Below are 25,056 nucleotides of genomic sequence, written 5' to 3'. Positions count from 1 at the left end.
CTCCTCCTCTTTTTGTTGAAAGCTAAAGCTTGTTAAACCAACCTATTTATTCAAAGTCTATAGGTTCATTAGCTGTTTGATAAATATCAATTCTATTTTCTACATTAATTCTATTTACTAACCAACCTTTTAAACTGCACTGTTGGATAAAGTCATCAATTCTATTAACGCCATTAATTTCTTTTAATGTAACCACGACGCCAAAATGAATATTTTCACCATCATTGGCATTTAATCGCTCTTTGGTTTTAATACTCATTCCCCAAAGTCTATTTTCATATACTTTTTTTGCTTGTGATCTCGGAGTAAATTTTTCGCTGATATGCTTAATATTATCCCATTTTCTAAATGTTTTTCTAGCATCTTCCTCATATAGATAATGTGTTTCCTCTTCTATACTTTGTTTATTTTTGTTAATGCTATCCAGCTTATCATTATTATTAATTCGCCCAAAGTATATATCCAACTCTGTATTCGTATAATCTACGCCTTGATTTCTTGAACATTTTGGAAAGTAACATAAAGTAGCTTTTGCAACATAAGGATATTTATTATTATGAATAGGGACTGGGAAATTATAATTGAAGGTATCATATTTTTCAGATATCCCAGTTACAAGAAAGCGAATTTCATCATCGGGAGAATTGATTATGTCCTCTATTCTGATTGGAACAACTCCATGTCCGATTAGAGACAGTTTTTCAAAACTAGAATCATTTTGCCAACCGATAGCAGAATCAATTAGTAAAGCTTTAGCAATTTCTTTACTTAGCCCCATAATATCAATCAAATAAGAGAGCTTACGAGCAATCCACGGTGCAGCATAAGAGGTACCAGTTACATAAGCTTTGCCTAAAGGTTCACAAACAGTCATATAATTATCCGTAGTACCCCCATAGTAACTAACATCAGGTTTTGTAAAGAAAGAGAGGACTACTCCTTGACGAGTATATTCTGCGGGTTGTTTATCTAAGTTAACAGAGTTTACGATCATCGAGTTGATCGAATCTGCAGGTGCACCGATTCTTTTTTCCTCGTCTCTAGTTTTTTTATTTGTGCCAGCAATTACAAAAATAACATCATTTTCAAACTGTATTTGATCAAGAATAGCAGCTTCCGCAGAAATAAAATTCCTGTTCACTTCTTCATTAGAACCTAAAGAAAGATTCCAAACACGGATATCTTTATTGCTAGCTATAATTTCTTTAATTGATCGAATAATTGTGAAAGAATTGAAAGCTCTTTGAGTAGCTACACCAAAATGTCTGACCTTGAATCTACCACATCCATCGTCTAATAAAGGATTGATACTTGGACCATCTACAATTAGTGAACTAACAGCTGTACCGTGTCTGTAATCCTCAGGTTCTATTGGGATGTTCGGATCAATCATAGTATGAAATTCTACCCAATCGCTGAAATAAACACGTTCATCAAATAATGTATCTATGACACCAATTGTTGGTTCATCCTTAGGCTTGGGAATCATTGATGTGTCAGAATCAAAAGTTTCTATAAAATCACTAGGTGCTAGTTCAGTTAGATTTTCAGTGGCCATAGAAACAAGAAATGGAGCTTTTTGCATAAGAATTTCTAAATAGTTAGCATCTAATAAAATTGTTGTATCATTTATAATTTGATCATTAAAAACTTTGATACCTAACTTATTTAAAAGATTTTGAGTATCATTACCAGTTTCATAGATAGTTACGATGGAATTCTTTTTGAAATCAAAATCACTATTCTCAGTGTCAAATTTTTCTAAATAAAAAGAATCAACAATTATTTTTCGAAAAGATGATTTTGCAATTCCGTAAGGTTCAAAATTTATACGATCTAAACTTCCTTTAGGATTAAGAATACTATCAGTAATTTCACCACCGAATTCCATATTCAAAACGTTCAGAGCTTTTTTTCCTTTTGATATGGACTCTCTTATGGATTCAATAGAAACATAATGAGTGATAATATGTTTTTTCTTTTTACCACTCGAAAATTTTGCACCAACAATAGTATCGTTAGGTGTTTTTCCTTTATAGGATAAAAATTCACTAATTCTATTACTTTTAGCAGCTATTTTTATATAATAAGCACTTACTAATCCGCCATTAAAGATAGTTTGTGTACTCCAAAATCTTTCCATTTCAGTTAAATCATTGCACAAACTTTCAATTTTTGAACTAGTAACAATCGCTCCTTTAGGTAAGTTCTTAACAGGAGGACCCGAATCACGAGACTTTTGTTCAAATCTTCCTTTTAATTGTAAAATATCATTCATTTTATCCCTCCTTCAGCTCTCTTGAAACCTGACTTTTAGATATACCAGTCAATACCTCAATTTCTCTAACAGTAAATCCCATAAGTTGAAGTTCTTTTAAATTTATGTTGTTAGAATTTTTTACAATGAGTTTTAGTAATCTTTTTAAATAATCAAATTCGTTGGTTGGATCACTAAAGGCAAGAGATACTCTGATAATATTTTTTAGCTCTCCAGGATTTGGAATTTCTTTCATGTTTTTGATTATTTTTTTAAATAATTTCATATCTCTTCCAGCATATTTGAATTTTTTCAAAAGTGAATTCAATATAATTTCTGCTATTTCAATTAAGTCGTCTCGTTCATACCTATTGAAATTTATTACTGAATCGAATCTTCTAATTAAAGCTTTATCGAATTTTTCATATAAATTAGTTGTAGCAATTAAAACTACCTCTTCATTAAGCTTATCTAATTCTTTTAATATAGTAGAAGTGACACGTCCCATTTCTCTTAAATCATTGGAATTGACTCTATCAAGAGCAATGGCATCTATTTCATCAAATAGTATTAGTACCTTTGAAGGGTGCGCCAAACGATTAATTTCATTAAATACTGAAACTACATTCTTAGCTGTTTGCCCCATTTTACTATCAATTAACTCGCTAAATTCGACCATATACAACTGTCTATCTAATAATCGAGCAATTTGTTTAACTGATTCTGTTTTTCCGGTACCAGGAGCGCCTTCGAAAAGAAACTTATTAATTCCTACATGATGATTTACAGCATTTATGATGCCACGAATATCCTCTGCTATAGATTCAGGAAGTGGGAGAGGTTCAACATTGGGCTCGACTTTTTTGAAGAACAAACTTTCAAATACTTCACTTTGAGGAATAAACGTATTGACAGTAGATAACAAACTCATGATGTATTCAGAAAGTTGATGGTCACCTATTGAATCGAAATATCGAGCAATTTCGATCGCTTCATTTCTAAATTGGGCATCATTTTTTTCTGAGTGATATTTAATTAAATTTAATACATTCTGTTTCTTCATACTTAAGCCACTTCCTTTCTAAAAACATTATAGCACACTTTGGGACAAAAACAATAAAAATGGGACTTTATTGTCCGTTTTTGAAAATGTCTATGTTGTTAAATAAACAAAAATTCTATAACTTATAACACACCAGTCTTTTTTAGTCTTGCCATGGATGCAAAATCACAATTGGGATATTATCATTATACCACAAAATGCGAACGTGAGTTCTTTTTAAGGGGATAGTTATTGACTTACTAATGATATAAATAAGTAAATCTTTTTTAATATTTGCACTTTAATATAGCTTAAAAGCATCCATGGAGTATTGAAACGGTATAACTCTAAATTAAAGCTAGATGCAGTTCGTACAAAATGCATCTAAAAAATTAAGAAGACTACCAAGCCAAATATAATAGCATGTAAACGATTTTGAAAGAACAAGCCTTTTGTAAAGACCATCTAAAAGTTTATTATCCTAGTTTTGCGGCCGATGTTAAAATGGATAGGAATTCCACACAATCTTTACTGTAAAATGTTTCTAAAAATATATAAGTAATAACGAAATATACTACCTCTTTTAGAACACATTTTCAAAACACATAAAATAAGCAAATTCATTAAAAACTAAATCTGTAGAAATTCTGTAATATCAAGCTGTTTCATACTTATTCAAAGGTATGAAGGGAAAACCAGGTCTCAAGAAAGCTCGTAAAGCTTCACAATTCTCAAAACGTTAATCTTTTTATCGAAGATTCGAGACATTCTCTTTTTGGAGAGTGTCTTTTTTCGTATCAAATGGTAAGTTTTAGTAATTTTTTCATTATTAATCGGTTCTTTTTACAACCAAATAATTTGATTAATACCTCTAGCATCGATGACCATGATCGAAGTTGCTCATGTATTGTTTATAGCGCATTGATATCTTGTTGAGTAATGGTTTTAATCGGTTGATTCTTCTTTGTCAGGAATTCTTTATTTTCATTTTCCGATGTCTTAAGGGTACCTTCTTCTATATTTATTAACTTCATGTCTATACGAACAACAATCTAAAATTATTGTACTATACCATGTTTATATAGACAACACAAGGAGGAAATACAAATGAACGAAAATGAAGGTGATAGAAAAGTGGAAGTGCTAATCAACGATTTATTAGCAGAACGTAAGATGTCTTTAAGAGAACTCGCAAGGTTGTCGGGAATTGAGCCATCAAATTTAAGCAATTTGGCAAATGGAAAAAGACAAAAAATTTATTTAGAACACATTGAAAGGATTGCAGATGCGTTGGAGATTGATGATATCTCGAGGATATTAAAGTTGAGTAGGAATGTCTAATTTCCCTGACTCATAGCGGGAGTAAGTGGTTTGGCTGATATTCAGTAGTTTAGCAAGTTGTTCTGGATTCAAGTCTTTGTCTTCGAGTAAGTCTCGAATTCTATGATACACAAAATCACCCCGTATGATACCGTTAATACGGTCAAAGAGATTACAGCATAATAACAAATTGTACACACTCGATTACATTATCCATCAAAAAGCATAAGGAAACATCAAAAAACCATAAATCAATTCTGTTATTAAATCATTTCCCTCAGATTTGGTCTTGCTTTCCAAAACGGGTTTCTATACAATAGAGGGGAATAGAAACCGAATAAAAAAAGGCACCCCGTATCAGAGTTGGCGCTCCAATACGAGGCCTTGAAAAGTCAAACACACTGACTAATCAAGTTGCCATAGTCAATACCCTAAGGTATCGACCTGTTTATTGTACCTAATATTCTGTTCTTTTTCTAGTAGGAAAAGCAGATTTTATGGTATTTTATGCAGGATGCCTTATGCTTATTTCGCTATGTCAAAAGGATTGGACAGTCGTCCAATCCTTTTTTTTGTGTTTTAGATGGGGAAGTTAAAATAACAGGTATTGACACATTTCATTTATAAAATAAAGTGTCGGCAAGCCTCGGTTTCTATTCGTCTATCAAATAATCAAAAAGTTCTGAGGAGGGATTCACATAGAAAGTGAAGTTGCTTGGAAACTGCCGGAAGGGATTTTTTAGATAAAAGAGGGGATGAAGCAATGAGAAAGAAAGACGAGTGTTGGCTAAAAAAGCGTGTAGCAACTGATGTAGTTTCGACATATAGTTTCGAGCAGTCGGACCAATTGACGGATACGATCAAACGAGAGATGCAGACATTATTTCCAATGTGCCGCTGTGTGGAAGAGGCAAATGCAGAGTTATATTTCAAAAAGGCAACGGATGCGCTGCTTGGGGATGAAGGATTTGAGATCAGTTATGAGCACAATCAGACAGTCGTTTATGCGAATGCTAGTAAAGGCTGGTTATATGGCTTCTTTGAACTTTACAAGTATGTGATTCGAACCACTGAGTTGCCAGAAAATCTGAGGTCGATTCCCAATCAAGCCATTCGTATGGTCAATCATTGGGATAATTTTGATGGGACGATCGAACGTGGGTACGCTGGAAAATCGATTTTCTTTTCAAACAATCAGTTTCGGCAAGACCATGAAACGGTACGCGACTATGCGCGTTTCTTAGCTTCCATCGGAATGAATGCGGTTTCTATCAATAACGTGAATGTTCGCGGAGATGCCAAATGGTTTATTACGGAACCGTATTTGATCGAGATTAAAAAGATCGCAGATACATTCGCTGCCTATGGGATTCGGACGTTTTTAAGTATCAACTTTGCGGCACCTTTATCCGTTGGAGGACTAATGACCGCCGATCCGTTAGCTGAGGAAGTTATTGCATTTTGGCAAAAAACAGCAGATACAATCTATCAGGTGATGCCGGATTTTGGTGGGTTTGTAGTCAAAGCTGATTCTGAAGGGGAACCGGGACCGTTTGTTTACGGGCGTGACCATAATGATGGTGCCAATATGCTGGCACGGGCGTTGCAACCCTATGGAGGGCTACTGATATGGCGCTGCTTTATTTATGACTGTTTACAGGATTGGCGAGATCGTTCAATTGATCGTGCCAAAGCTGCCTACGACCACTTTATGAAATTAGACGGTACGTTTGAGGAAAATGTTATTTTACAGATCAAAAATGGACCGATTGATTTTCAAGTACGAGAACCCGTGACGCCGCTTTTTGGCGCGTTAAAATACACCAATCAAATGTTGGAATTCCAAGTGACGCAAGAGTATACCGGACAACAAAAGCACATTTGCTGCTTACTACCGATGTGGAAAGATGTGCTAGATTTTAATACGAAGCATCCACTTGAACACGCTACAGTAAAGAAGATTCTACCAGAGCAAAGTCCAAATCCTAAATACTCTGGCGTGGCAGCAGTCGTCAATGTCGGCATGGATGATAATTGGACCGGACACAAGCTAGGGCAAGCGAACCTTTTTGGCTATGGCAGATTGATTTGGAACAATGAATTAGGCACGGAAGCTATCCTTTGCGAATGGATCGATTTGTCCTTTGAGTTAGATGATTCTGCTAAAAAACGACTACTTGCAATCCTCGCTACGTCCTATCAGACCTATGAAAATTATACTGCCCCACTAGGTATCGGTTTTATGGTTCGTCCCAATCATCACTATGGGCCTGATGTCGATGGCTACGAATATGATAGATGGGGGACGTATCACTTTGCGGATAGAAAGGGCATTGGCGTCAATCGAACGTTAAAAGACGGCACCGGCTATGTAAGTCAGTATGCGGATGCTTGGTGTGAAACATACGAAAATGTAGAAACTTGCCCAGATGAACTTGTCTTATTTTTCCATCATCTGCCATACGACCATGTCTTACAAAGCGGCAAAACGATCATTCAACATATCTATGACACGCATTTCGAAGGCTATGAAAAAGTAGAGGAATATGTTACCGAGTGGGCTTCCTTACAAGGACAAATCGATGAAGAAAGTTATCAAAATGTCGCCGAACGATTGCAAGAACAAGTTCGTTCTGCTAGAGATTGGCGGGATCAAATCAACACGTATTTTTATCGTAAAAGCGGCATTCCAGATGCACATGGACGTCAAATTTATGCGTAAAAAGAGAAATAAGTGCTAGGTTTCAAAGAAGAAATAGCTCGTTTAGATCACTAAGAAAAAAGATTTCAACCAGAGATAAATTTTTTGTAATATAAGTTAGTTTATCCAACTTACTAAAAAGAATCAGGAGGAAGAGTGATGAAAAAATGGAAAAAACAATTGATAGTGGTAGGTTCTTTGCTTTCGGTATCACTGGTGTTGGCTGGATGCAATGCTGGGAGAAAAAAGACTGAGACAACGGGGAGTGGTGATCGAGTAGAAATCAGCTTTAGTTGGTGGGGAAATGATGATCGTCATCAGGCAACCCAGGAAATGATCGCTCATTTTGAAAAGGAGCATCCTGAAATTTCAGTAAAAGGAGAGCCGAGCGGCTTTGGCGATTTGGATCAAGCCTTCACGACGAGGTATGCTGGCAATACTTTGGCGAATATCACGACTTTACTCTACAATTGGGTGCCGCAATTCGGGCAAAATGACGGGTTTTATGATCTTAATACAATCGATAGTTTGGATCTGTCCACCTATGATCCTGATTTTTTGGCATTCGGACAAGTTGATGGAAAGCAGGTTGCCGTTCCTTATGGGGAAAATACTTTAGTTATGTATTTAAACAAATCCGAATATGAAAGACATGGTATTGATGTCACTACGTTGAAGACGTGGGACGATTATGTGGAAGCCGCTAAGAAGTTACCAGAAGGGACCTTTTGTGTCGTATCCCCAACTTGGCGTTTTCCGGTAACCATTTGGTTGCAACAAAAGACTGGAACGTCTGAGTTTGATGAACAAGGAAATATGAATTGGACAGAACAAGACTATTTAGAAGCGATGACTTGGTATAAGGAAATGGCAGATGCTGGGGTCTTCGTTTCAAGACAAGATTATTTAGAAAATGTCGGCTCGGAACCTGTATCCTTAGCCACCAACAAAAAGTGGATTGAAGGACAATATGCGGGTGGCATCGATTGGAATGCCAGTATGTCTTCTAATTATGAAGCATTGAAAGAAGTAGGGGATGAAATGGTCGTCGTTGACTACCCAATCGCAGACGGCGGCACCGAGGTGAATTTAATGTCAAAACCTTCACTGCTTTTTGCTGTTCGTAAAAATGTCGAGCATCCAGAAGAAGTAGGCACATTTTTAAATGAATTTTTAAATGGCGAGGAAGCAAATAAAATTTTGGGTCTTTCCAGAGGGATTCCTGCTTCTAGCAAAGCGATCGAAGTATTGACGGAAGATGGACAATTATCAGGTGTGATGAAAGAAGGCTTTGAGTACGCCCAAAGTGTCGCAAAAATCAACCAGACGCCGTTCTATGAAGATGGTACCTTAACGACTATTTACACTGCAGAAATGGAAGCTGTCGAATTAGGACGAACGGATTTAGAAACAGCTGCTCGCAACGTTTACACGAAAACAAAAGAACAAGCCGAAAAGCTTGCGAAAGACTATAAATTGCAATAGACAACTATCCGCATACTTTATGGGGGTGAATGGCTTTTGTTTACTTCCATGAAGTGTCGTGAATCGTTGTCAAAAAGATTGGAGGGATTTTATGAAAAAGGAAAAAGTGGGCTTGATCTATGTAACCCCTTGGCTGATTGGCTTTTTACTGTTGACCGCTTGGCCGATCTTGTCTTCATTTTATTACTCACTGACCGATTATTCTTTGGCTCGTGTCGGACAGACACCTGCATTTTTAGGCATTCAAAATTATGTGAATCTCTTTAAGGATCAAACGTTTCTTGATTCGATGCGGGCGACATTAATTTATACAGTGTTTACTGTACCTTTTCAACTAGGGTTTGCGTTGTTCGTTGCGTTTATTCTGAATTTCAAATTAAAAGCCATCAATTTCTATCGGACGGCGTATTATATTCCCTCGATTCTAGGAGGAAACGTGGCCGTTGGTGTGCTTTGGCGATCAATGTTTCAACCAGAAGGTTTGGTGAATATTTTTCTAGGAACCGTTGGCATCGAGCCAATTAACTGGTTATCGACACCTACAGGCGCAATGGTCGTCTTAATTCTCTTGAAAGTGTGGCAATTTGGTTCCTCAATGTTGATTTTCTTAGCTGCATTGAAGGAAATCCCCCAGGATTTGTATGAGTCCTCGAGTTTGGACGGCGCATCAAGGGTGACCCAGTTTTTCAAAATTACGATTCCTTTGATCACACCAACCATTTTTTTCAACTTAGTGATGCAACTGAACAATGCCTTTCAAGAATTTAACGGTCCTTTTATTGTCACCGGTCGTGGTCCCCTCAATGCCACGTATCTTTCCTCGATGTTTATTTATGATAAAGCATTTAAAGAATTTGATATGGGCTACGCAAGTGCGGCAAGTTGGGTGTTGTTTGCGTTGATTGTTTGTTCAACGGTTCTTCTTTTCACGAGCCAAAAACGATGGGTCTATTATTCTGATGGAGGTGGGAAATAAATGGAGGCAACCCCTGTAGCATCTGCAAAAAAGAAGCACTCGAATAAGCATGATCAAGCACTGATTCGCTATGTTTTGTTGACGGTCGTTGCACTGATTATGCTGTATCCAATTATTTGGATGGTTGGAGCGTCCTTCAAAACAAACACAGAGATTTTCACATCAATCGGCTTCATTCCTTCAACGATTGATTTCCAAGCATATATTGATGGTTGGAACACCAAGGGCGATTATACGTTCACCTTGTATTTTATCAATACCTTTAAATACGTCATTCCAAAGATTCTTTTTACCGTTGTCTCGGCGACTCTTACAGCCTATGGGTTTGCTCGGTTTGACTTTCCATTCAAGAAAATCATGTTCTCGTTGTTAATGGCAACGATGTTTTTACCTCAAGTCGTAACCAGAATCCCTTTGTATCTCTTCTGGAATCGCTTGGATCTATTAGATACGTATGTTCCGTTACTGGCCAATTCATTTTTAGGACAAGAACCCTTCTTCGTGTTCATGATGATCCAGTTTATGCGTTCAATTCCAAGGGATCTCGATGAAGCAGCGATCGTTGACGGTTGTTCTTCTTTCGGTGTTCTCTGGCGTGTCCTGATTCCGGCATTAAAACCTGCCCTGATTTCTTGTGTGATTTTTCAATTCGTTTGGAGTTTCAGTGATTTCTTAGGTCCATTGATTTATATCACTTCACAAGACAAATTCCCAGTATCTCTTGCGTTGCGGCTCAACGTTGATCCATCTACTAATACCCCATGGAATCAAGTGTTTGCAATGTCGGTGATCTCATTGTTGCCAGCAATCATCTTATTCTTCAGCGCGCAAAAGTATTTTGTCGAAGGTGTCACAAGTTCGGGTATCAAAGGATAGGAGGTAAGTATGAATCCTTTCTTTCACGCTATTTCTGAGTGGACCGTTGCCATTGTCCACTCAGCCTATCGGCTTTTGGTTTATCAGCTGTATTTCATCCTGTCGAATAGTTTACTCCTGATGCACTTGTTTTTTCTTCGATTGACTCTGAATAATATTGTCTTCTTTTGGGTACCCCTAGTATTTTTTATTGCAAGTCTGTCCGCTCAATTCGGCTTATTTAACAACCCAGAGCATTTCTCGAATAGAAAGAACTATTCTCAGTACTATCGAGAATGCTTGAAGAAAAACTGGGGATTATATTTCTTGTATTCTCTGATCATTCTCTTGATCCTCTTTGGACTGAAAATACTGATAGTATATCAACGATCTGTTATGTTTTTGCCATTTGTCCTTACGAGCTGTTTTTTATTAAGCAGTATGCTCTTTGTCTTACTGATCTCAAGCGATTCTCGCGTCACTCAAATCCCATTTAAGAAGAAAATAGAATGGTCGTTGCTGATAAGCTACCGTTTGCCTTTAGTCACGGTTTATAATAGTGCATTTATTGGACTGTCAATTTTGTTAATGCAGTATTTCTCTTTGGCGTATCTTTGTTTTCTTAGTGGTGCAATCAATTACGGCGTGTATCGTAATTTGATTCGACGATTTTCACTTGATTTGTTTTTTGAGGAGTGGGGCAACAAGGGCGAACGGCTTGAAATGAATACTAATCAAAAACTGTAGCTTAAATTAAAAAAAAGAGGTCTTCTTATGAAAATAAAAAATCCTGTCTTATCCGGCTTTCATCCTGATCCGTCCATCATCCGAGTAGGAGATACGTACTATATAGCTAATTCAACGTTCGAATGGTTCCCTGGAATTCGTTTGCACGAATCAAAAGATTTGGTCCATTGGAAACTGCTGGATGCTCCTCTCGATTCAGTAGAGATGCTAGACATGAAGGGAAATCCGTCGTCTGGTGGAATATGGGCACCAGACTTATCCTATGCAGACAACAAATTTTGGTTGGTGTTTACCGACGTCAAAGTTGTGGATGGGGAATTTAAGGACATGACCAACTATTTGACCACCGCAACGAACATCCATGGACCGTGGACTACACCGATTCGATTGAATGGCGTTGGCTTTGATCCCTCTCTGTTTCATGATGAGGATGGCAGAAAATACCTCGTGCAACAGACGTGGGATCATCGAGAGTATAAAAATCCTTTCAATGGCATTACACTGACCGAATTTGATGTAGAAACCATGCAGTTGAAACCAGAAACTGCTCGAATGATTTATGAAGGAACGAATGTAGGATTAGTTGAAGGGCCGCATCTATACAAAATAAATGGGCGTTACTATTTATTTGTGGCAGAAGGTGGAACTGTCTTTACCCATCAAGAAGTCGTAGCTAGGTCCTCTTCACTGGAAGCTGATTCGTTCGAAACCGATCCTCATGGTCCTTTTCTAACCAATTACGATACGCCTCATTCATACTTGCAAAAGCAAGGACATGGGGCACTTGTGTCTACTCCGTCAGGCGAATGGTACTATGCATCGCTATGTGCCAGACCCTTACATCGAGAAAACGAGTCGGTGACAAATCCTCGCGGATGGTCAACTTTAGGACGTGAGACCGCCATTCAAAAAGTTGAATGGGATTCGGAAGACTGGCCAAGAATCGTTGGTGGACATGGGGGACAAACAAGCGTGGAGGCACCTAAAGATGCAGCACCTACCGAAGTTTTGAGTAGCCGCTCTCATTATGATGACTTTAGTGAGAAGCAGCTCAATAAAAACTGGCAGACCCTTCGTGTACCATTTTCAGCAGAGATGGGCAGTGTAGGCGATGAGAAACTAGAACTAATTGGAAAAGGAAGCTTAACAAATCGCCATGATCTTTCAATGATCGCACGCCGTTGGCAAACCTTTTATTTTGATGCAACAACAAAAGTAAAATTTGATCCATTTTCTTACCAACAAATGGCAGGACTAACCAATTACTATAATGACCAACACTGGTCCTTCATTTTTATCACTTGGAATGAAGAAAATGGAAAAGTAATTGAAGTAGCTGAAAACAATCAAGGAACCTATACGTCCTACTTAAGAGAAAATGCGATTACCATTCCAGATGATGTGGATTTTGTCTGGTTCAAAACAAAAGTCCGCAAGCAGACCTATAGATATGCGTATTCCTTTGATGGAGAAACATGGCATGATTTACCAATCGAATTTGATTCTGCTATTCTCTCGGATGATTATGTGTTACAAACTTGCGGCGGCTTCTTCACCGGAGCATTTGTCGGACTAGCAGCGGTTGACTATGCAGGCTATGACACAAAAGCTGTGTTTTATGAATTTGATTATCGAGAGATGGATGAGGAAGGGCGCAGTTAATTATTATATTGATTTAGAGTAAACTCATTTTTTGTGAGTTTACTCTTTTTCGCTAATTTCTTTCAGTTGGCGGATGAAAAAGTGGATACCCTTAGGTGCTGCATTTTTTTTCAATCCTGATTGGCGATCTTAGTTTTCTGAGATTCCCCTAAAAAGCTCATCTAACAGCTCCTAACCTTATATACATTTACATATCTAACTCTTATCTTTTCGCTTTTAGTTAGTTAAAACGCAAAAAATAAAGGTGAATCCGAGCTATTTTTAAATAATTAACCAGATAATCTTCCGATTGGAACGGTTAAATAGTGAATGATTGGTAGAAAAGAGATTAGAGGATGCGAGTTGTGATAAGTAAACTCATAAAAGAAGAATGCTAGAAAAGTAGAGAAAAATAGGATTAATGAAATAATCGAGATCCTTATTTTTTTACAATTTTCGAAAACCATAAATGAATTGAAGGAAGCTTAGTGTGGGTGAAAGAATAATTACAAAAAAATATTGACTTAAAAAAATGGCTATGGTAATCTATAAACGAAAATAGTGGGAACGTTTCCAAAATGCATCTTCGTTAAATTTTTATTTTTTTAAACGAAAATGGAAACGTTTCTAAAATGTATTGGGAGGAGATTGAATTGGAAAAGACATTGGGACCAAGTGGTGAGATAAGGGCGGTACAACGGGATAAAAAAAATATCTCGAAGTGGGAAAAATTAAAGAAACAGTTGCGTCGTGATAAGTGGATGTACTTGTTGCTCTTACCAGGTATCATCATGACGTTTATCTTTAAGTATGTGCCAATGTACGGTGCTGTGATTGCATTTAAAGACTATAATCCTATGCTAGGAATTTTGGAAAGTCCTTGGGTAGGACTAGATCACTTTAGGGAATTTATCAGTTCACCAAATTTTACGCTTTTGCTGAGCAACACATTAAAAATTAGCATTTATGGTTTATTGTTAGGTTTTTTTCCACCAATTATTTTAGCACTGAGCTTGAATCAAATTGTCAATAAAAAAATAAAACAGAAAATCCAGTTGATTCTATATGCGCCGAATTTTATCTCAGTAGTTATTATCGTGGGGATGCTGTTTTTGTTCCTATCCGCAAATGGACCCATTAATGGGTTAGTAGAAAAGGTTACGGGGCAACCAATTATGTTCATGTCTAATCCAGCTTATTTCAGAACGATTTATATTTTATCGGGAATTTGGCAAGGAATCGGCTGGTCATCCATTCTTTACACCGCGACGCTGGCGGGAGTCAGTACCGATTTATATGAGGCAGCAAATATCGATGGGGCAAATATTTTACAAAAGATTTGGCATATCGATTTGCCTGCATTGAGGCCTGTGATGGTGATCAGCTTCATCTTGGCCGCCGGCGGTATTATGAATGTAGGATATGAAAAAGCCTACTTGATGCAAACTTCAATGAACATCCCTGCCTCAGAAATCATTTCCACTTATGTATACAAAGTCGGCTTGCAATCAGGTGATTATGCCTACTCTGCTGCTGTTGGTCTGTTCAATATGATTATTAATGTCGTTTTATTACTGATTGTCAACAATATAACCAAGCGGCTAAACGATGGTCAAGGCTTGTAATGAAAGGAGAAAATTATGAATAGTGCTTTATCAAAAATCGACCGTCAAATCTTATGGTTGAATCGAGTGATTGTAACTTTTTTAGTCGTCATCACCATTGTTCCGCTGATTTATGTACTGGTAGCTTCTTTTATGGACCCAGCTACTTTGATCAATAAAGGTATAAGCTTCAATCCGAAAGATTGGACAATACAAGGATATCAACGGGTATTTGCAGATGATTCCATTTTACGCGGTTTTGTAAATTCGTTGTTTTACTCTTTTAGCTTCAGCTTATTGACTGTATTTATTACGATGATCACTGCGTATCCTTTGTCTCGACCTAACTTGGCGGGGAAAAAGATCATTATGACTTTTTTTGTCATTACAATGTTCGTGGGTGGCGGCTTGATACCTACCTATTTATTGGTAAAGAACTTGGGCATGTTAGATAGTGTATGGGCGATTATCGTACCAGGTGCTATAAATGTGTGGAATATTATCTTAGCCCGTACCTATTTTAGTGCTTTGCCAAAAGAACTTTCTGAAGCTGCTACTATCGATGGCGCCAATGACTTGCAAATACTGTTCAAAGTCATGCTTCCATTAGCTAAACCAATTATGTTCGTATTGTTTTTATATGCCTTTGTTGGGCAATGGAACTCATATTTTGATGCCATGATTTACATCAAAGATCCCGACTTACAGCCGTTGCAACTCGTATTAAGAAATATTTTGATCCAAAACCAACCCTCACAAGACATGGTGGGAGCCAATACTGCCATGGCAGAAATGAAACAAATTGCTGAGTTGATCAAATACGCAACGATCGTCATTTCTAGTCTGCCATTAATCATAATGTATCCTTTCTTCCAAAAATATTTTGATAAAGGTGTTTTAGTTGGTTCTGTTAAAGGGTAAGAATTGTTCACTATTTGTATGAATAAAAATTATAAAGGAGATTTTAAGATGAAAGCAAAATGGATGCTGCCAATCGTTTTTACTTCCGTACTAATTTTGGGGGCTTGTGGAGGCTCAAAAGAAAAGAGTAAATCAAGCCCTGATTATGAACTAGAAAATGTCTCTTTTCCATTGAAAGAAAAAGTATCTTTAAAAATGATGTCTCAAAGTGCCCCTTTGGCTCCCAATGATCCTAATGACAAATTGATTTTCCAACGATTAGAAGAAGAGACCAATCTCCATATTGATTGGACAAACTACAGTAGTGATTTTGCCGAAAAAAGAAATTTGGATATCGCTAGTGGTGATTTACCAGATGCCATCTTCAACGCCGCTGCAGGTGACTATGATTTATTAAACTGGGCGGAAAGTGGTGTTATTGTACCGATTGAAGATTTGATCGAAGATTATATGCCAAATCTGAAGAAAATTTTTGATGAAAACCCCGAATACCGACAAATGTCTACTGCGCCTGATGGTCACATTTACTCTATGCCTTGGATTGAAGAATTAGGCGAAGGAAAAGAGTCGATTCATACAGTAAATGGGATGGCTTGGATCAACAAGGAGTGGTTGGATAATTTGGGTCTTGAAATGCCGCAAACCACTGATCAGTTGATGACTGTGTTGGAGGCTTTCAAGACGCAAGATCCAAATGGTAATGGTGAAGCAGATGAAATTCCTTTTAGCTTTATTAACAATGGAGGAAACGAAGACTTAAAATTTTTAATGGGGGCATTCGGTCTAGGTGATAATGATGACCACTTAGTCGTTGATAACGATGGCCAGGTACAATTTACTGCTAACAAAGAAGGGTATAAAGAAGCCATCAAATATTTCAATGAAATGAACAATAAAGGTCTTATTGATAAAGAGGCTTTCGAACAAGATTGGAATACGTATGTTGCCAAAGGGAAAGAACATAAGTATGGCGTGTACTTTACTTGGGATAAAGCAAATATCACGGGTGCAGATGATAGTTATGACGTTTTGCCAGTCTTAGCGGGACCAGATGGAACGAAACACGTTACTCGTACGAATGGCATGGGTTTCTCAAGAGATCGTTTCGTAATTACTAGTGCGAATAAAAACTTGGAACTTACAGCTAGGTGGATAGATAAAATGTATGAACCGTTACAGTCTGTCCAAAATAACTGGGGAACGTACGGTGATGAAGCACAGGCGAATATTTTTGAATTAAAGGATGGTATGTTAAAACATTTGCCTTTAGAGGGGACAGCACCGGGGGAACTAAGACAAAAAACCGAAGCTGGAGGACCATTAGCAGTTCTTGATTCTTATTACGGCACAGTCACTACTATGCCAGATGATGCGAAGTGGCGTTTAGATTTGATGCATGACACGTATTTGCCATATATTACAGAAGACAATAGTTATCCACGTGTCTTTTTAGAAAAAGAAGAAACAGATCGATTAGCAAAAATTGAAACAGATATGTGGGATTACATCTATCGCAAAAGAGCAGAGTGGATCACCGGCGGTAAAATCGATGAAGAATGGGAAGAATACCTTGCTGAATTGGAACGTGTAGGTTTGGAAGAATGGATTCAAATAAAACAAACTGGCTATGATAATTTTTTGAAGGGAGCACAATAAGTGTTAGTAGAAGAAACGGCGATTTTGGATAAAGCAAATCGATTTATTGAAATGATGCGAGGAAAAGTTAACCCTCAGTATCGACAAAACTATCATTTTTCCGCACCCATCGGGTGGATAAATGACCCCAATGGGTTTATATATTACAAAGGGCATTACCATCTCTTCTATCAATACTATCCTTACGATAGTCGATGGGGGCCCATGCATTGTGGGCATGCGCGCAGTAGTGATTTGGTCCATTGGGAAGATCTACCAGTAGCGTTAGCCCCAGATCAACCTTATGACAGCGGCGGGTGTTTCTCAGGAAGTGCAATTGAAAGAGACGGAAAACTATATTTATTTTATACAGGCTGTCAAGAAATTGATGGTATTAGCCATCAGCATCAATGTTTGGCGGTCTCTGAAGATGGTATTCATTTTAGCAAATACAGTGGTAATCCTGTGGTAGCAGAAAAACAGCTAGGTGAGAATGGGCTGATACAAGAATTTCGTGATCCTAAAGTAATTGTTCACAACGATGCTTACTATATGGTAGTAGCTACTAAATCTACACAGTCTACTGGTAGAATAGTGATGTTTCAATCGTCAGATTTGTATACTTGGCACTTTTACTCTGTGTTGGTAGAAGGGACTTCAGAGCAAGGAATAATGTGGGAATGTCCTGACTTATTCCATTTAGACGGACGAGATGTCTTAATCATGTCACCGATACAAATTAAGAAGAACGGACTGGAATATCATAATATCAGTTCTACCATGGCTTGTATTGGTGAGGTAGACTGGGAAACAGGTCAGATGATAGTTGATAATTTCCATGAAATGGATTTTGGAATGGATTTTTATGCACCACAAACAACAACAGATCCTAATGGTGGACGGGTGATGATTGCTTGGATGCAGATGTGGGATCGTACATTGCCTACACATGAGTTAGGCCATCTTTGGGCAGGCTCTATGAGTTTGCCCCGAGAGTTAAGAGTGAAAAAAAATCGATTGGTACAAAAACCCATCTCAACTGTATATAGTCATTTAGTTTATCAACAAGGCAGTGAAAATATTGCAGTGACTGACACATCAGTCGTATTTCGAAACGCGCTGTCTGATTCTTCATATTTACATCTAGTCGCAGATTTGGAGAAAGCAGAAGTTTTTACAATTGAATTACTGCGGTCTAAGACGGATTGTCTCAAACTAACTTATGACACTGCTAAACAGGTTTTTGAATTGGATCGTCAGAAACTAGGAAGAGAGCTTACAGGGGCGGAAGAAGACCCTCTGAATGTCCGAAAAGTTGAAATACCTTTGATTGATAATCAGCTCGTTCTTGAGATTTTTAGAGATACCTCATCAGTTGAAGTCTTTATTAATGGTTTAGAAGTTATGACGGCTACTTTCTATGAGCTGGAAAAAGCTCGAGATATCTTATTTCATTCGATCGGAGAAAGTCGTATTCAAGCTTTTGAAACAGCGAGTGTGAAATAAATGTTTGATTGCTTAGGCGATGAATCAATTATTTAATAGGTTTTGAAGGATAATTTTTTAGAAAAGAACAGATAGCTAGATTTCCCATGGCTTTGCTATTAGTATTTTGAAAAAATTAGTAATTTATGACAAAATTCATTATACTAAACTTGTGCAGAAATGTGAGGGATCAACTATGAAAGCAACAATGAAAGATGTCGCAAAATTAGCAGGTGTCGGAGTAGGAACTGTTTCCCGGGTATTGAATAACGGCTCTGTTAAAGCTTCTACTAGAGAAAAAGTTGAAGCAGCAATGACAGAGTTAAACTATCAACCAGATTTTTATGCCCGGGGGTTAAAGATGAAGCATACGAATACGGTTGCTTTGATTCTACCCACTGTATGGCATCCATTTTTTGGCGAATTTGCCTACCATGTAGAAACAGCATTAGAAAGACAAAACTACAAGCTTTATTTGTGTAACTCCAGTGGGAATAGTGAAAAAGAACAAGAATATATCCAGATGGTCAGCCAAAATAAAGTAGACGGCATCATTGGAATTACTTATTCAGATATCGATGAATACATTTCGAGTAATCTGCCTTTTGTTAGTATTGACCGTTATTTCACTGAAGAGGTGATTTATGTGACCGCTGACAATGCGGCCGGTGGACGTTTGGCTGCAAATGAACTTTATCGCCGAGGATGTCAGAATGTAGCATATATCGGTGGGTACCAAGAAACACCGAATGAAACGAAGAGTCGTCGAAAATATTTTGAGATCGAGTGCCGTCAACTGGGGATTTCCTATAAAGCGTTAGATATGTTAGAACCTTTAGACAATCTCTCAGAACGTGTAACAAATTTTTTGTTAGAGAATCCTGATATCGATGGGATTTTTACGATCAACGATCCGATGGCATTAGCTGTCATTGGTATGCTTGAAAAAATAGGGAAAAACGTACCAGAGGATGTCCAAGTTATCGGATTTGATGGTCAAAAGATGACAGAAGGAGACCCTTATCTCGTCTCAACAATTGCCCAACCTACAAAGCAAATGGCGGAAGTGGCAGTGGCAAAATTAATTGCTGTCATTAATGGAGAGACAGTAGAAAAACGTACCGTATTGCCGATTGAATTTGGCGAAGGTGGCACAACGAAACCTTTAGTGAGAAACGATTTTGCTTAGTGCAAATACGTTTCTTTTTTTGAAGATAAGTGAATGAAAGGTGTAGATAAAATGTTATATGGTGGAATTGAAGCTGGTGGAACAAAGTTTGTCTGTGGGATTGGTAATGAACAATTACAAGTGATAGAACGGAAAAGTTTTCCTACCATAACACCAGAAGAAACGATGATGCAAGTGTTTGATTTCTTTGATAAGTACAAAGGAAATATCGCATCAATTGGTGTAGGAGCATTTGGGCCTATTGATATTCAAATCGAATCAAGAACTTACGGATATATCACCAACACACCGAAGTTAGCTTGGCAAAATTATCATTTTGTCGGAGCTTTGGAAAACGCCTTGTCGGTTCCCATCTATTGGACTACCGATGTAAATGCTGCTTGTTATGGAGAATATATGGCAGGTTATGGAAAAGGTAAAAATAGTGTTCTGTATTACACCGTTGGTACTGGTGTTGGTGGTGGTGCTGTAGTGGGTGGGAAAATAGTCGCAGGTTTCAGTCATCCTGAAATGGGACATATGCTCTTACAACGTCATAATGAAGATCAATTTGAAGGAATCTGTCCTTTTCATCATGATTGTTTGGAAGGGTTAGCCTCAGGACCCGCGATTGAAAAGCGCTTTGGAGGAAAAGCCCAGACCATTTCATTTGATCATCCTTATTGGACGATTGAGGCAGATTATCTTGCTCAGTGTGTGTATAACACAACGTTACTATATGCACCGGAAGTAATAATTTTAGGCGGGGGTGTAATGAAACAGCCGCAACTACTCGAGTTGATTCACCAAGCGTTTAAAGAAAAAATGGGTTCCTACGTGGATACGCCCACTCTCGAAGAATACCTACTAACTCCAATGCTTGCTGACGATGCAGGTTTGATCGGCTGCTTAGCTTTAGCAATAAAGAAGTTGGAACAATAGCAGCATGTTAAAGAACGTGTGAGAGAGTTTTTATAGCAGTTAGGATAGATAAAAAGGTTAACTAAAATGAGAGCTAGAAAAAAGGATGGCTAATAATAGATGTTCATATATATTTTTTGCGTAATCGAATGTCGCAAATAAGAATTTTTTCTTTCGTTCTCGTCTTCAGTTATATTGTTGTCTAGCTGCCTCAAAATTACTTCTTAGTGCTTGTTTTTTTTCTATTAGCCTGAGCAAAGAAAAAGGAAACAGAATGTCTTATTAAAGCCAATTAGGCCTACGCCTAATTGGCTTTCTATATTCCTGTGCTAATTGTGTTTGGGTGGGATGAATATCCTTTTTATTAATAATAGTGACGGTGTAATGAACGGTTTTGCTAACGGTAAAGATTCAACTTTCTACTAACGCGAACATCCTTTGAATTTGATTTACTAAAAGCTGGGTAGCTTCTCATCAGTCATTCTCTTCATTGGGGTTAATAAAGTGTTGTCAGTCATCCTGCCCTATTCTCAACAAGTACCTTCCTAATGCCTTCTTCAAACGTTGTGATCTTAAAATAAGGGAATGCCTTTTTGAATTTATCAGAGACAAAAAGATTATCCATCGTGTATCTAGGTAATAACTCACTTAGTTCGCGCGCGTTTTTACTGAATAGCTTAGCAAGTTTAAATTGCCACAAAGGAATGACGCGGTATTTCAATGGTTTGCCCTCAATTTTTTCGGCGAGATCGATCATGTCTTGGAAACTATGAGGTGTATCACAGGGCAAATGCCAAGTTTGGCCATAGGCACTAGGCGTATTTCCGATAAGGGCCATTGCTCGGCTAGCATCAGGTGTCCATATAAGTGTGCGTAAAGTGTCCTTATTGACAGGTATTTTGACGGGAGCATTGTGGACTATATTGTTTAAGACGAGTGTATTGGTAATGCTCTGGGTCTTGCCTGGGCCGTAAAACTCTGGGGCTCGACAAATCACCGCATCTAAACGGCCACTTTCCATCTCGGATAAAACCAATTGAGCCATTTTAGAGCGCACGAGGGACTTCCTGCCTGCTGGAAAAAATGGCGTGTCTTCCTTTTGGGGTGTACGATCCTTTGAATACATATAAGTATTATCAAAAAAAACCAGTTTGCTCTGTGCTTCTTGGCAAGCGCGAATGACATTTTCTGTGATTTTCATAAAATTGGTTTCCCACAGCTCAGCATCCATCGGTAACCCAACAGTGAAGTAAACAATCTCACTATGTTCAATCGCTTTTTTCGTTTGCGAAAAGTCCATCAAGTCTGCGGAAACGATCTGATCTGTAGGATTGATTTTTTGAGGCTTCCGGCTAACTAGCCGAAGCTCATTTGTGTAATTTTTGTATAGTTCTTTTGCTAGTTCATAGCCGATTTGTCCATTGCTTCCTAAAATTGTTTGCATGACTGTACCTCCTCAAGATATAGTTTTGCTACAGCACGTACAGAAAAAGGATTTTGGCCAGTGATGATCCGCCCATCTTTTAGGGCAAATGCTTTATAAAAGCGTCTTTTTTTGAATTGAGCGTTTCTTTCTTCTGCGGCGGTTTGATTAAAGAAAGGAACTTTGTTCATTTTCCCGGCGAGAAATTCTTCGGTTTTCGTAAATCCTGTGATTTTTTTTCCAGAAATCAAAAAGCTTCCTTCTCTATCTTTTATATTTAGTAAACCAGCGATTCCGTGGCAAACAGATAAAATATACCCATTGTTTTCATAAATAGCTAAAGCGAGTTCTTGAAGCTCTTTATTATCAGGAAAATCCCACATGACACCATGCCCTCCGGTAAAATAAATCGCATGGTAGTCATTTGGATTTACTTCTGCGGGTTTTTTCGTTTGAATCAAGCCGTTTTGAATGAAATTTTCTTCCAGATAAATGTTCATAATGGCTTGATTTATATATTTCATGCTTCTTGGATCTAGAGGAACAAAGCCTCCTAATGGACTTACGAAATCAACATCAATCCCTTGTTGATAGACTTCATCTAGAAACTCGGCACTTTCTCCCAACCAAAGTCCGGTAGCCTCGTTCGTGCCAGCATATTTTTGAATGTTTGTTTCAACAACTAATACTTTCTTCATGAATGATCCCTCTCGTTCATAATGTGAATGACTTTCGTTAAAAAGGATTGGAGTTTTTTTATTTCTGTTTGCTCATGATCGAGATAGTAATAATTTTTTGTTCCTTCTTGCCTGAAATTCACGATTTTGGCTTCTTTCAAGATTTTCAAATGATGTGAAATGGCGGGTCTAGATAAATTGGTGGCCTCTAATAAGGAAGTGACCTGTAAGCCAGCACAATTTTCCGCTTCCAGCAACCGAATGATGATAGCTTGTCTTTTTTTGTCACCTAGCGCGATTAAAAAATCACTTAACTCAGAAAAATCTTGTTGCAGATTGGCATAATCTATCATAATTGTCTCTCCCAAATCGTTTAAAAGTTTAAACCATTAAACCATTTAAAGGAGATTTTTGCAATGAAAGAAGCTCGAGAGCATTCCTTTTCTCCACCATCGCTAAGGAGATTAGAATGTTCTGTAAGCAAATAGATAATAATGGAAAAGCATAAGAGCATTTGATCCTTTTTTGTGTTTAGAAGCAGCTTATTTTTTTATGAAGTGATTAAGAGCCGTGTCTTGCTCATTTTTTGTTGTTGTGTTATGTATGTAACATCTAGACAAAAGACGTAGTGAGATATGAGGCGGAGAATATGAGAGACTTACAGTTAGCATTTATCAGTAATCGCACAACTAAGCGCTTATTTCGAGTTTTGAGTGTGATGGAGCGAGATCGTTTATTTACAATTGGTGAAATGGCAGAAAAGATGCAAGTCACACAACGCACAATTGCAAATGATCTCAAGTATGTGAAAGACTATTTTGGTGATTGTATCACCCTAATTTCGGGGAATAGTGGCTTTCTTTTTGAAGAGAAAAAACCTTCCGTGTACCAAGAAAAGAAACAAGATTTGCTAGAAAATGAGTGTTTATTTGAAATCATCGGTCATATTTTTCAAGGGGAATTGATGGATATTGACGAGTTGGCCCATCATTATCATTTTTCTGAGAGCACGTTTCGACGGTTGTTGGGTCAATCGAACAAAATATTGAGCAGTTATCGGTTAAAATGGGTGTCGAATCCATTGACAATTGAAGGGAGCGAAGCGGATTTACGGAAATTCTTCAAAGACTTTTATTACGAAGGGATTGATACTGCCCATACCCTTGTTCCCGACCCCGCATTGCATGAGTTGGTCTTAACCCAGTTAAACAACAAACTAGGACAATATGATATTGGCTCTGGAACAACACCAGCTGCTTTTTACTATACTTTTTTTATTGCAATCAAACGGGCGAGCCTTGGTTTTCCGATAACAGTCCCGAAATACTTGATTGAATTAGCCTACAAAGGAAATAGCTTCTCCCTCCTGTATTCTTTAAAAGACGGAATCAACAAGCTTTACGGCGTAGAACTAGCGAAGGAAGAATTTGCATGGATTTATTTAGTTACTATTTGTAAACGTACCTTAGATCGAGAAGCATCGGAGGAAAGGTTCTACCAGCAGTTTCATCAAGGATCAGAAATTGCCAAACTTACGGAGGCTTACTTACAAGAGTTTGAGCTCACAAATGAGAGCTATGCCAAGATAAAAATTTTCTTGCAATCCTTCTTTTTGTCTAGAAAAGTGAACTATGCGTTAGCTCCTGCATTGAACAAAGAGGCACAGGACATCAAAGAATCTCTCATGCGTTCTGACAATGAAAACTATCAACGGAATTTACGATTTTTAAAGAAGCATCAAAGAAAAGACTTTTTGGCTGCACCATATCTTGAAGATATTTGTGTAAGTTTAACGATCTACAGTGATTTGATTTTTGATTTTTATTCACCGACAAAAAGAATTTATTTTCTTCTAGAAGGTGATCACTTCATCTGCCAACAGATTCGAACTCGTGCAATGCAACAGTTTGGTACAAAGCACACGTTGACCTTTTTGCCATTGCAACATCTGACACAAGAAATATTAAATGCCGCTCATATTGATTTGATTGTCACAAACTATAATCGGTACCTCTTAGACTATATTATTGAAACAGATTACTTGTTATTGAAAGCTGTCCCAGATGAGCATGACTGGCGGAATCTGGAAAGAAAAATTGATCCGTATCGAAAACCATTTCTCTAATCTCCGTACACTCGTTAAAAGTATTAACGAGTGTTTTTTTTCATTTATTTCATCTGTCTATGAAAATGTTGAT

General features: G+C 37.7%; 19 protein-coding genes and 1 pseudogene. 14 read left to right on the top strand and 6 right to left on the bottom strand.

Going from position 1 to position 25,056, the window contains the following annotated elements; translation table 11 throughout:
• Positions 1-46: 46 nt before the first annotated feature.
• A complete protein-coding gene (locus IGJ17_RS16310) occupies positions 47-2,278 on the bottom strand; it encodes a S8 family peptidase (protein WP_142437268.1) in 2,232 nt (743 codons plus the stop codon).
• A gap of 1 nt (position 2,279) precedes the next feature.
• The gene (locus IGJ17_RS16305) at positions 2,280-3,320 is read right to left on the bottom strand and encodes an ATP-binding protein (RefSeq protein ID WP_142437267.1); all 1,041 of its coding nucleotides are present in this window, start codon (positions 3,318-3,320) and stop codon (positions 2,280-2,282) included.
• Positions 3,321-4,406: 1,086 nt separating this feature from the next.
• Here IGJ17_RS16305 and IGJ17_RS16300 point away from each other — a divergent pair.
• A complete protein-coding gene (locus IGJ17_RS16300) occupies positions 4,407-4,640 on the top strand; it encodes a helix-turn-helix domain-containing protein (RefSeq protein ID WP_142437266.1) in 234 nt (77 codons plus the stop codon).
• Here the strand turns inward: IGJ17_RS16300 and IGJ17_RS16295 are convergent.
• Positions 4,623-4,751: pseudogene (locus tag IGJ17_RS16295) on the bottom strand (helix-turn-helix transcriptional regulator); the annotation flags it as partial. The gene IGJ17_RS16300 and the pseudogene IGJ17_RS16295 overlap by 18 nt on opposite strands.
• Positions 4,752-5,382: 631 nt before the next feature.
• On the opposite strand from IGJ17_RS16295, the gene IGJ17_RS16290 reads away from it, so the two are divergent.
• The 12 genes from IGJ17_RS16290 to IGJ17_RS16235 all read left to right on the top strand — a co-directional run bounded on the left by IGJ17_RS16290 (position 5,383) and on the right by IGJ17_RS16235 (position 20,779).
• Entirely contained in the window at positions 5,383-7,341 is a 1,959-nt protein-coding gene (locus tag IGJ17_RS16290; RefSeq protein ID WP_429961609.1) for an alpha-glucuronidase, read from the top strand.
• A gap of 138 nt (positions 7,342-7,479) precedes the next feature.
• Positions 7,480-8,805 (top strand): ABC transporter substrate-binding protein, encoded by a 1,326-nt coding sequence (locus IGJ17_RS16285; RefSeq protein WP_429961608.1) that lies wholly within the window; start codon positions 7,480-7,482, stop codon positions 8,803-8,805.
• Positions 8,806-8,896: 91 nt separating this feature from the next.
• On the top strand, positions 8,897-9,781 hold the full coding sequence (locus tag IGJ17_RS16280) for a carbohydrate ABC transporter permease (RefSeq protein ID WP_016621141.1): 885 nt from the start codon (positions 8,897-8,899) through the stop codon (positions 9,779-9,781).
• Positions 9,782-10,657, top strand: a complete 876-nt coding sequence (locus IGJ17_RS16275) for a carbohydrate ABC transporter permease (protein WP_086298878.1) — start codon at positions 9,782-9,784, stop codon at positions 10,655-10,657.
• Between the two features lie 9 nt (positions 10,658-10,666).
• On the top strand, positions 10,667-11,383 hold the full coding sequence (locus IGJ17_RS16270; protein ID WP_142437263.1) for a hypothetical protein: 717 nt from the start codon (positions 10,667-10,669) through the stop codon (positions 11,381-11,383).
• A gap of 27 nt (positions 11,384-11,410) precedes the next feature.
• Complete coding sequence (locus IGJ17_RS16265; RefSeq protein WP_142437262.1) at positions 11,411-13,045, top strand: glycoside hydrolase family 43 protein; 1,635 nt, start codon at positions 11,411-11,413, stop codon at positions 13,043-13,045.
• Positions 13,046-13,656: 611 nt separating this feature from the next.
• Positions 13,657-14,649 carry an ABC transporter permease gene (locus IGJ17_RS16260; protein ID WP_429961607.1) on the top strand — a complete coding sequence of 331 codons (993 nt, stop codon included), beginning with the start codon at positions 13,657-13,659 and terminating at the stop codon, positions 14,647-14,649.
• 15 nt (positions 14,650-14,664) lie between these two features.
• Complete coding sequence (locus IGJ17_RS16255; protein WP_005230433.1) at positions 14,665-15,549, top strand: carbohydrate ABC transporter permease; 885 nt, start codon at positions 14,665-14,667, stop codon at positions 15,547-15,549.
• Between the two features lie 48 nt (positions 15,550-15,597).
• Positions 15,598-17,205 (top strand): ABC transporter substrate-binding protein, encoded by a 1,608-nt coding sequence (locus tag IGJ17_RS16250; RefSeq protein WP_142437261.1) that lies wholly within the window; start codon positions 15,598-15,600, stop codon positions 17,203-17,205.
• Positions 17,206-18,690: a glycoside hydrolase family 32 protein gene (locus IGJ17_RS16245; protein WP_429961606.1), complete on the top strand. Its 1,485-nt coding sequence runs from the start codon at positions 17,206-17,208 to the stop codon at positions 18,688-18,690. It begins immediately after the preceding gene.
• Between the two features lie 175 nt (positions 18,691-18,865).
• Complete coding sequence (locus tag IGJ17_RS16240) at positions 18,866-19,858, top strand: LacI family DNA-binding transcriptional regulator (protein WP_142437259.1); 993 nt, start codon at positions 18,866-18,868, stop codon at positions 19,856-19,858.
• A 51-nt stretch (positions 19,859-19,909) separates the two neighbouring features.
• Positions 19,910-20,779, top strand: a complete 870-nt coding sequence (locus IGJ17_RS16235) for an ROK family protein (RefSeq protein ID WP_429961635.1) — start codon at positions 19,910-19,912, stop codon at positions 20,777-20,779.
• Between the two features lie 493 nt (positions 20,780-21,272).
• Here IGJ17_RS16235 and IGJ17_RS16230 read toward each other — a convergent pair whose 3' ends face one another.
• From IGJ17_RS16230 to IGJ17_RS16220, 3 genes are read right to left on the bottom strand one after another with little or no spacing between them, the layout of a single operon-like run.
• Positions 21,273-22,202, bottom strand: coding sequence for an NAD-dependent epimerase/dehydratase family protein (locus IGJ17_RS16230; protein ID WP_142437258.1), 930 nt, complete (start codon positions 22,200-22,202; stop codon positions 21,273-21,275).
• A complete protein-coding gene (locus IGJ17_RS16225; protein ID WP_142971916.1) occupies positions 22,187-22,879 on the bottom strand; it encodes a type 1 glutamine amidotransferase domain-containing protein in 693 nt (230 codons plus the stop codon). The genes IGJ17_RS16230 and IGJ17_RS16225 overlap by 16 nt, the downstream gene beginning before the upstream one ends.
• Positions 22,876-23,211 (bottom strand): ArsR/SmtB family transcription factor, encoded by a 336-nt coding sequence (locus IGJ17_RS16220; protein ID WP_142437256.1) that lies wholly within the window; start codon positions 23,209-23,211, stop codon positions 22,876-22,878. The genes IGJ17_RS16225 and IGJ17_RS16220 overlap by 4 nt, the downstream gene beginning before the upstream one ends.
• A 296-nt stretch (positions 23,212-23,507) precedes the next feature.
• Here IGJ17_RS16220 and IGJ17_RS16215 point away from each other — a divergent pair, with 296 nt between their 5' ends.
• The gene (locus IGJ17_RS16215) at positions 23,508-24,983 is read left to right on the top strand and encodes a helix-turn-helix domain-containing protein (RefSeq protein WP_429961605.1); all 1,476 of its coding nucleotides are present in this window, start codon (positions 23,508-23,510) and stop codon (positions 24,981-24,983) included.
• Positions 24,984-25,056: the final 73 nt, after the last annotated feature.

Origin of the sequence: Enterococcus sp. DIV1096b (assembly GCF_050498765.1) — a bacterium.
Lineage (GTDB): Bacteria > Bacillota > Bacilli > Lactobacillales > Enterococcaceae > Enterococcus_D > Enterococcus_D entomosocium.
The sequence above is the reverse complement of the archived record's forward strand: the minus strand, read 5'-3'. Positions and strand labels throughout refer to the sequence as shown.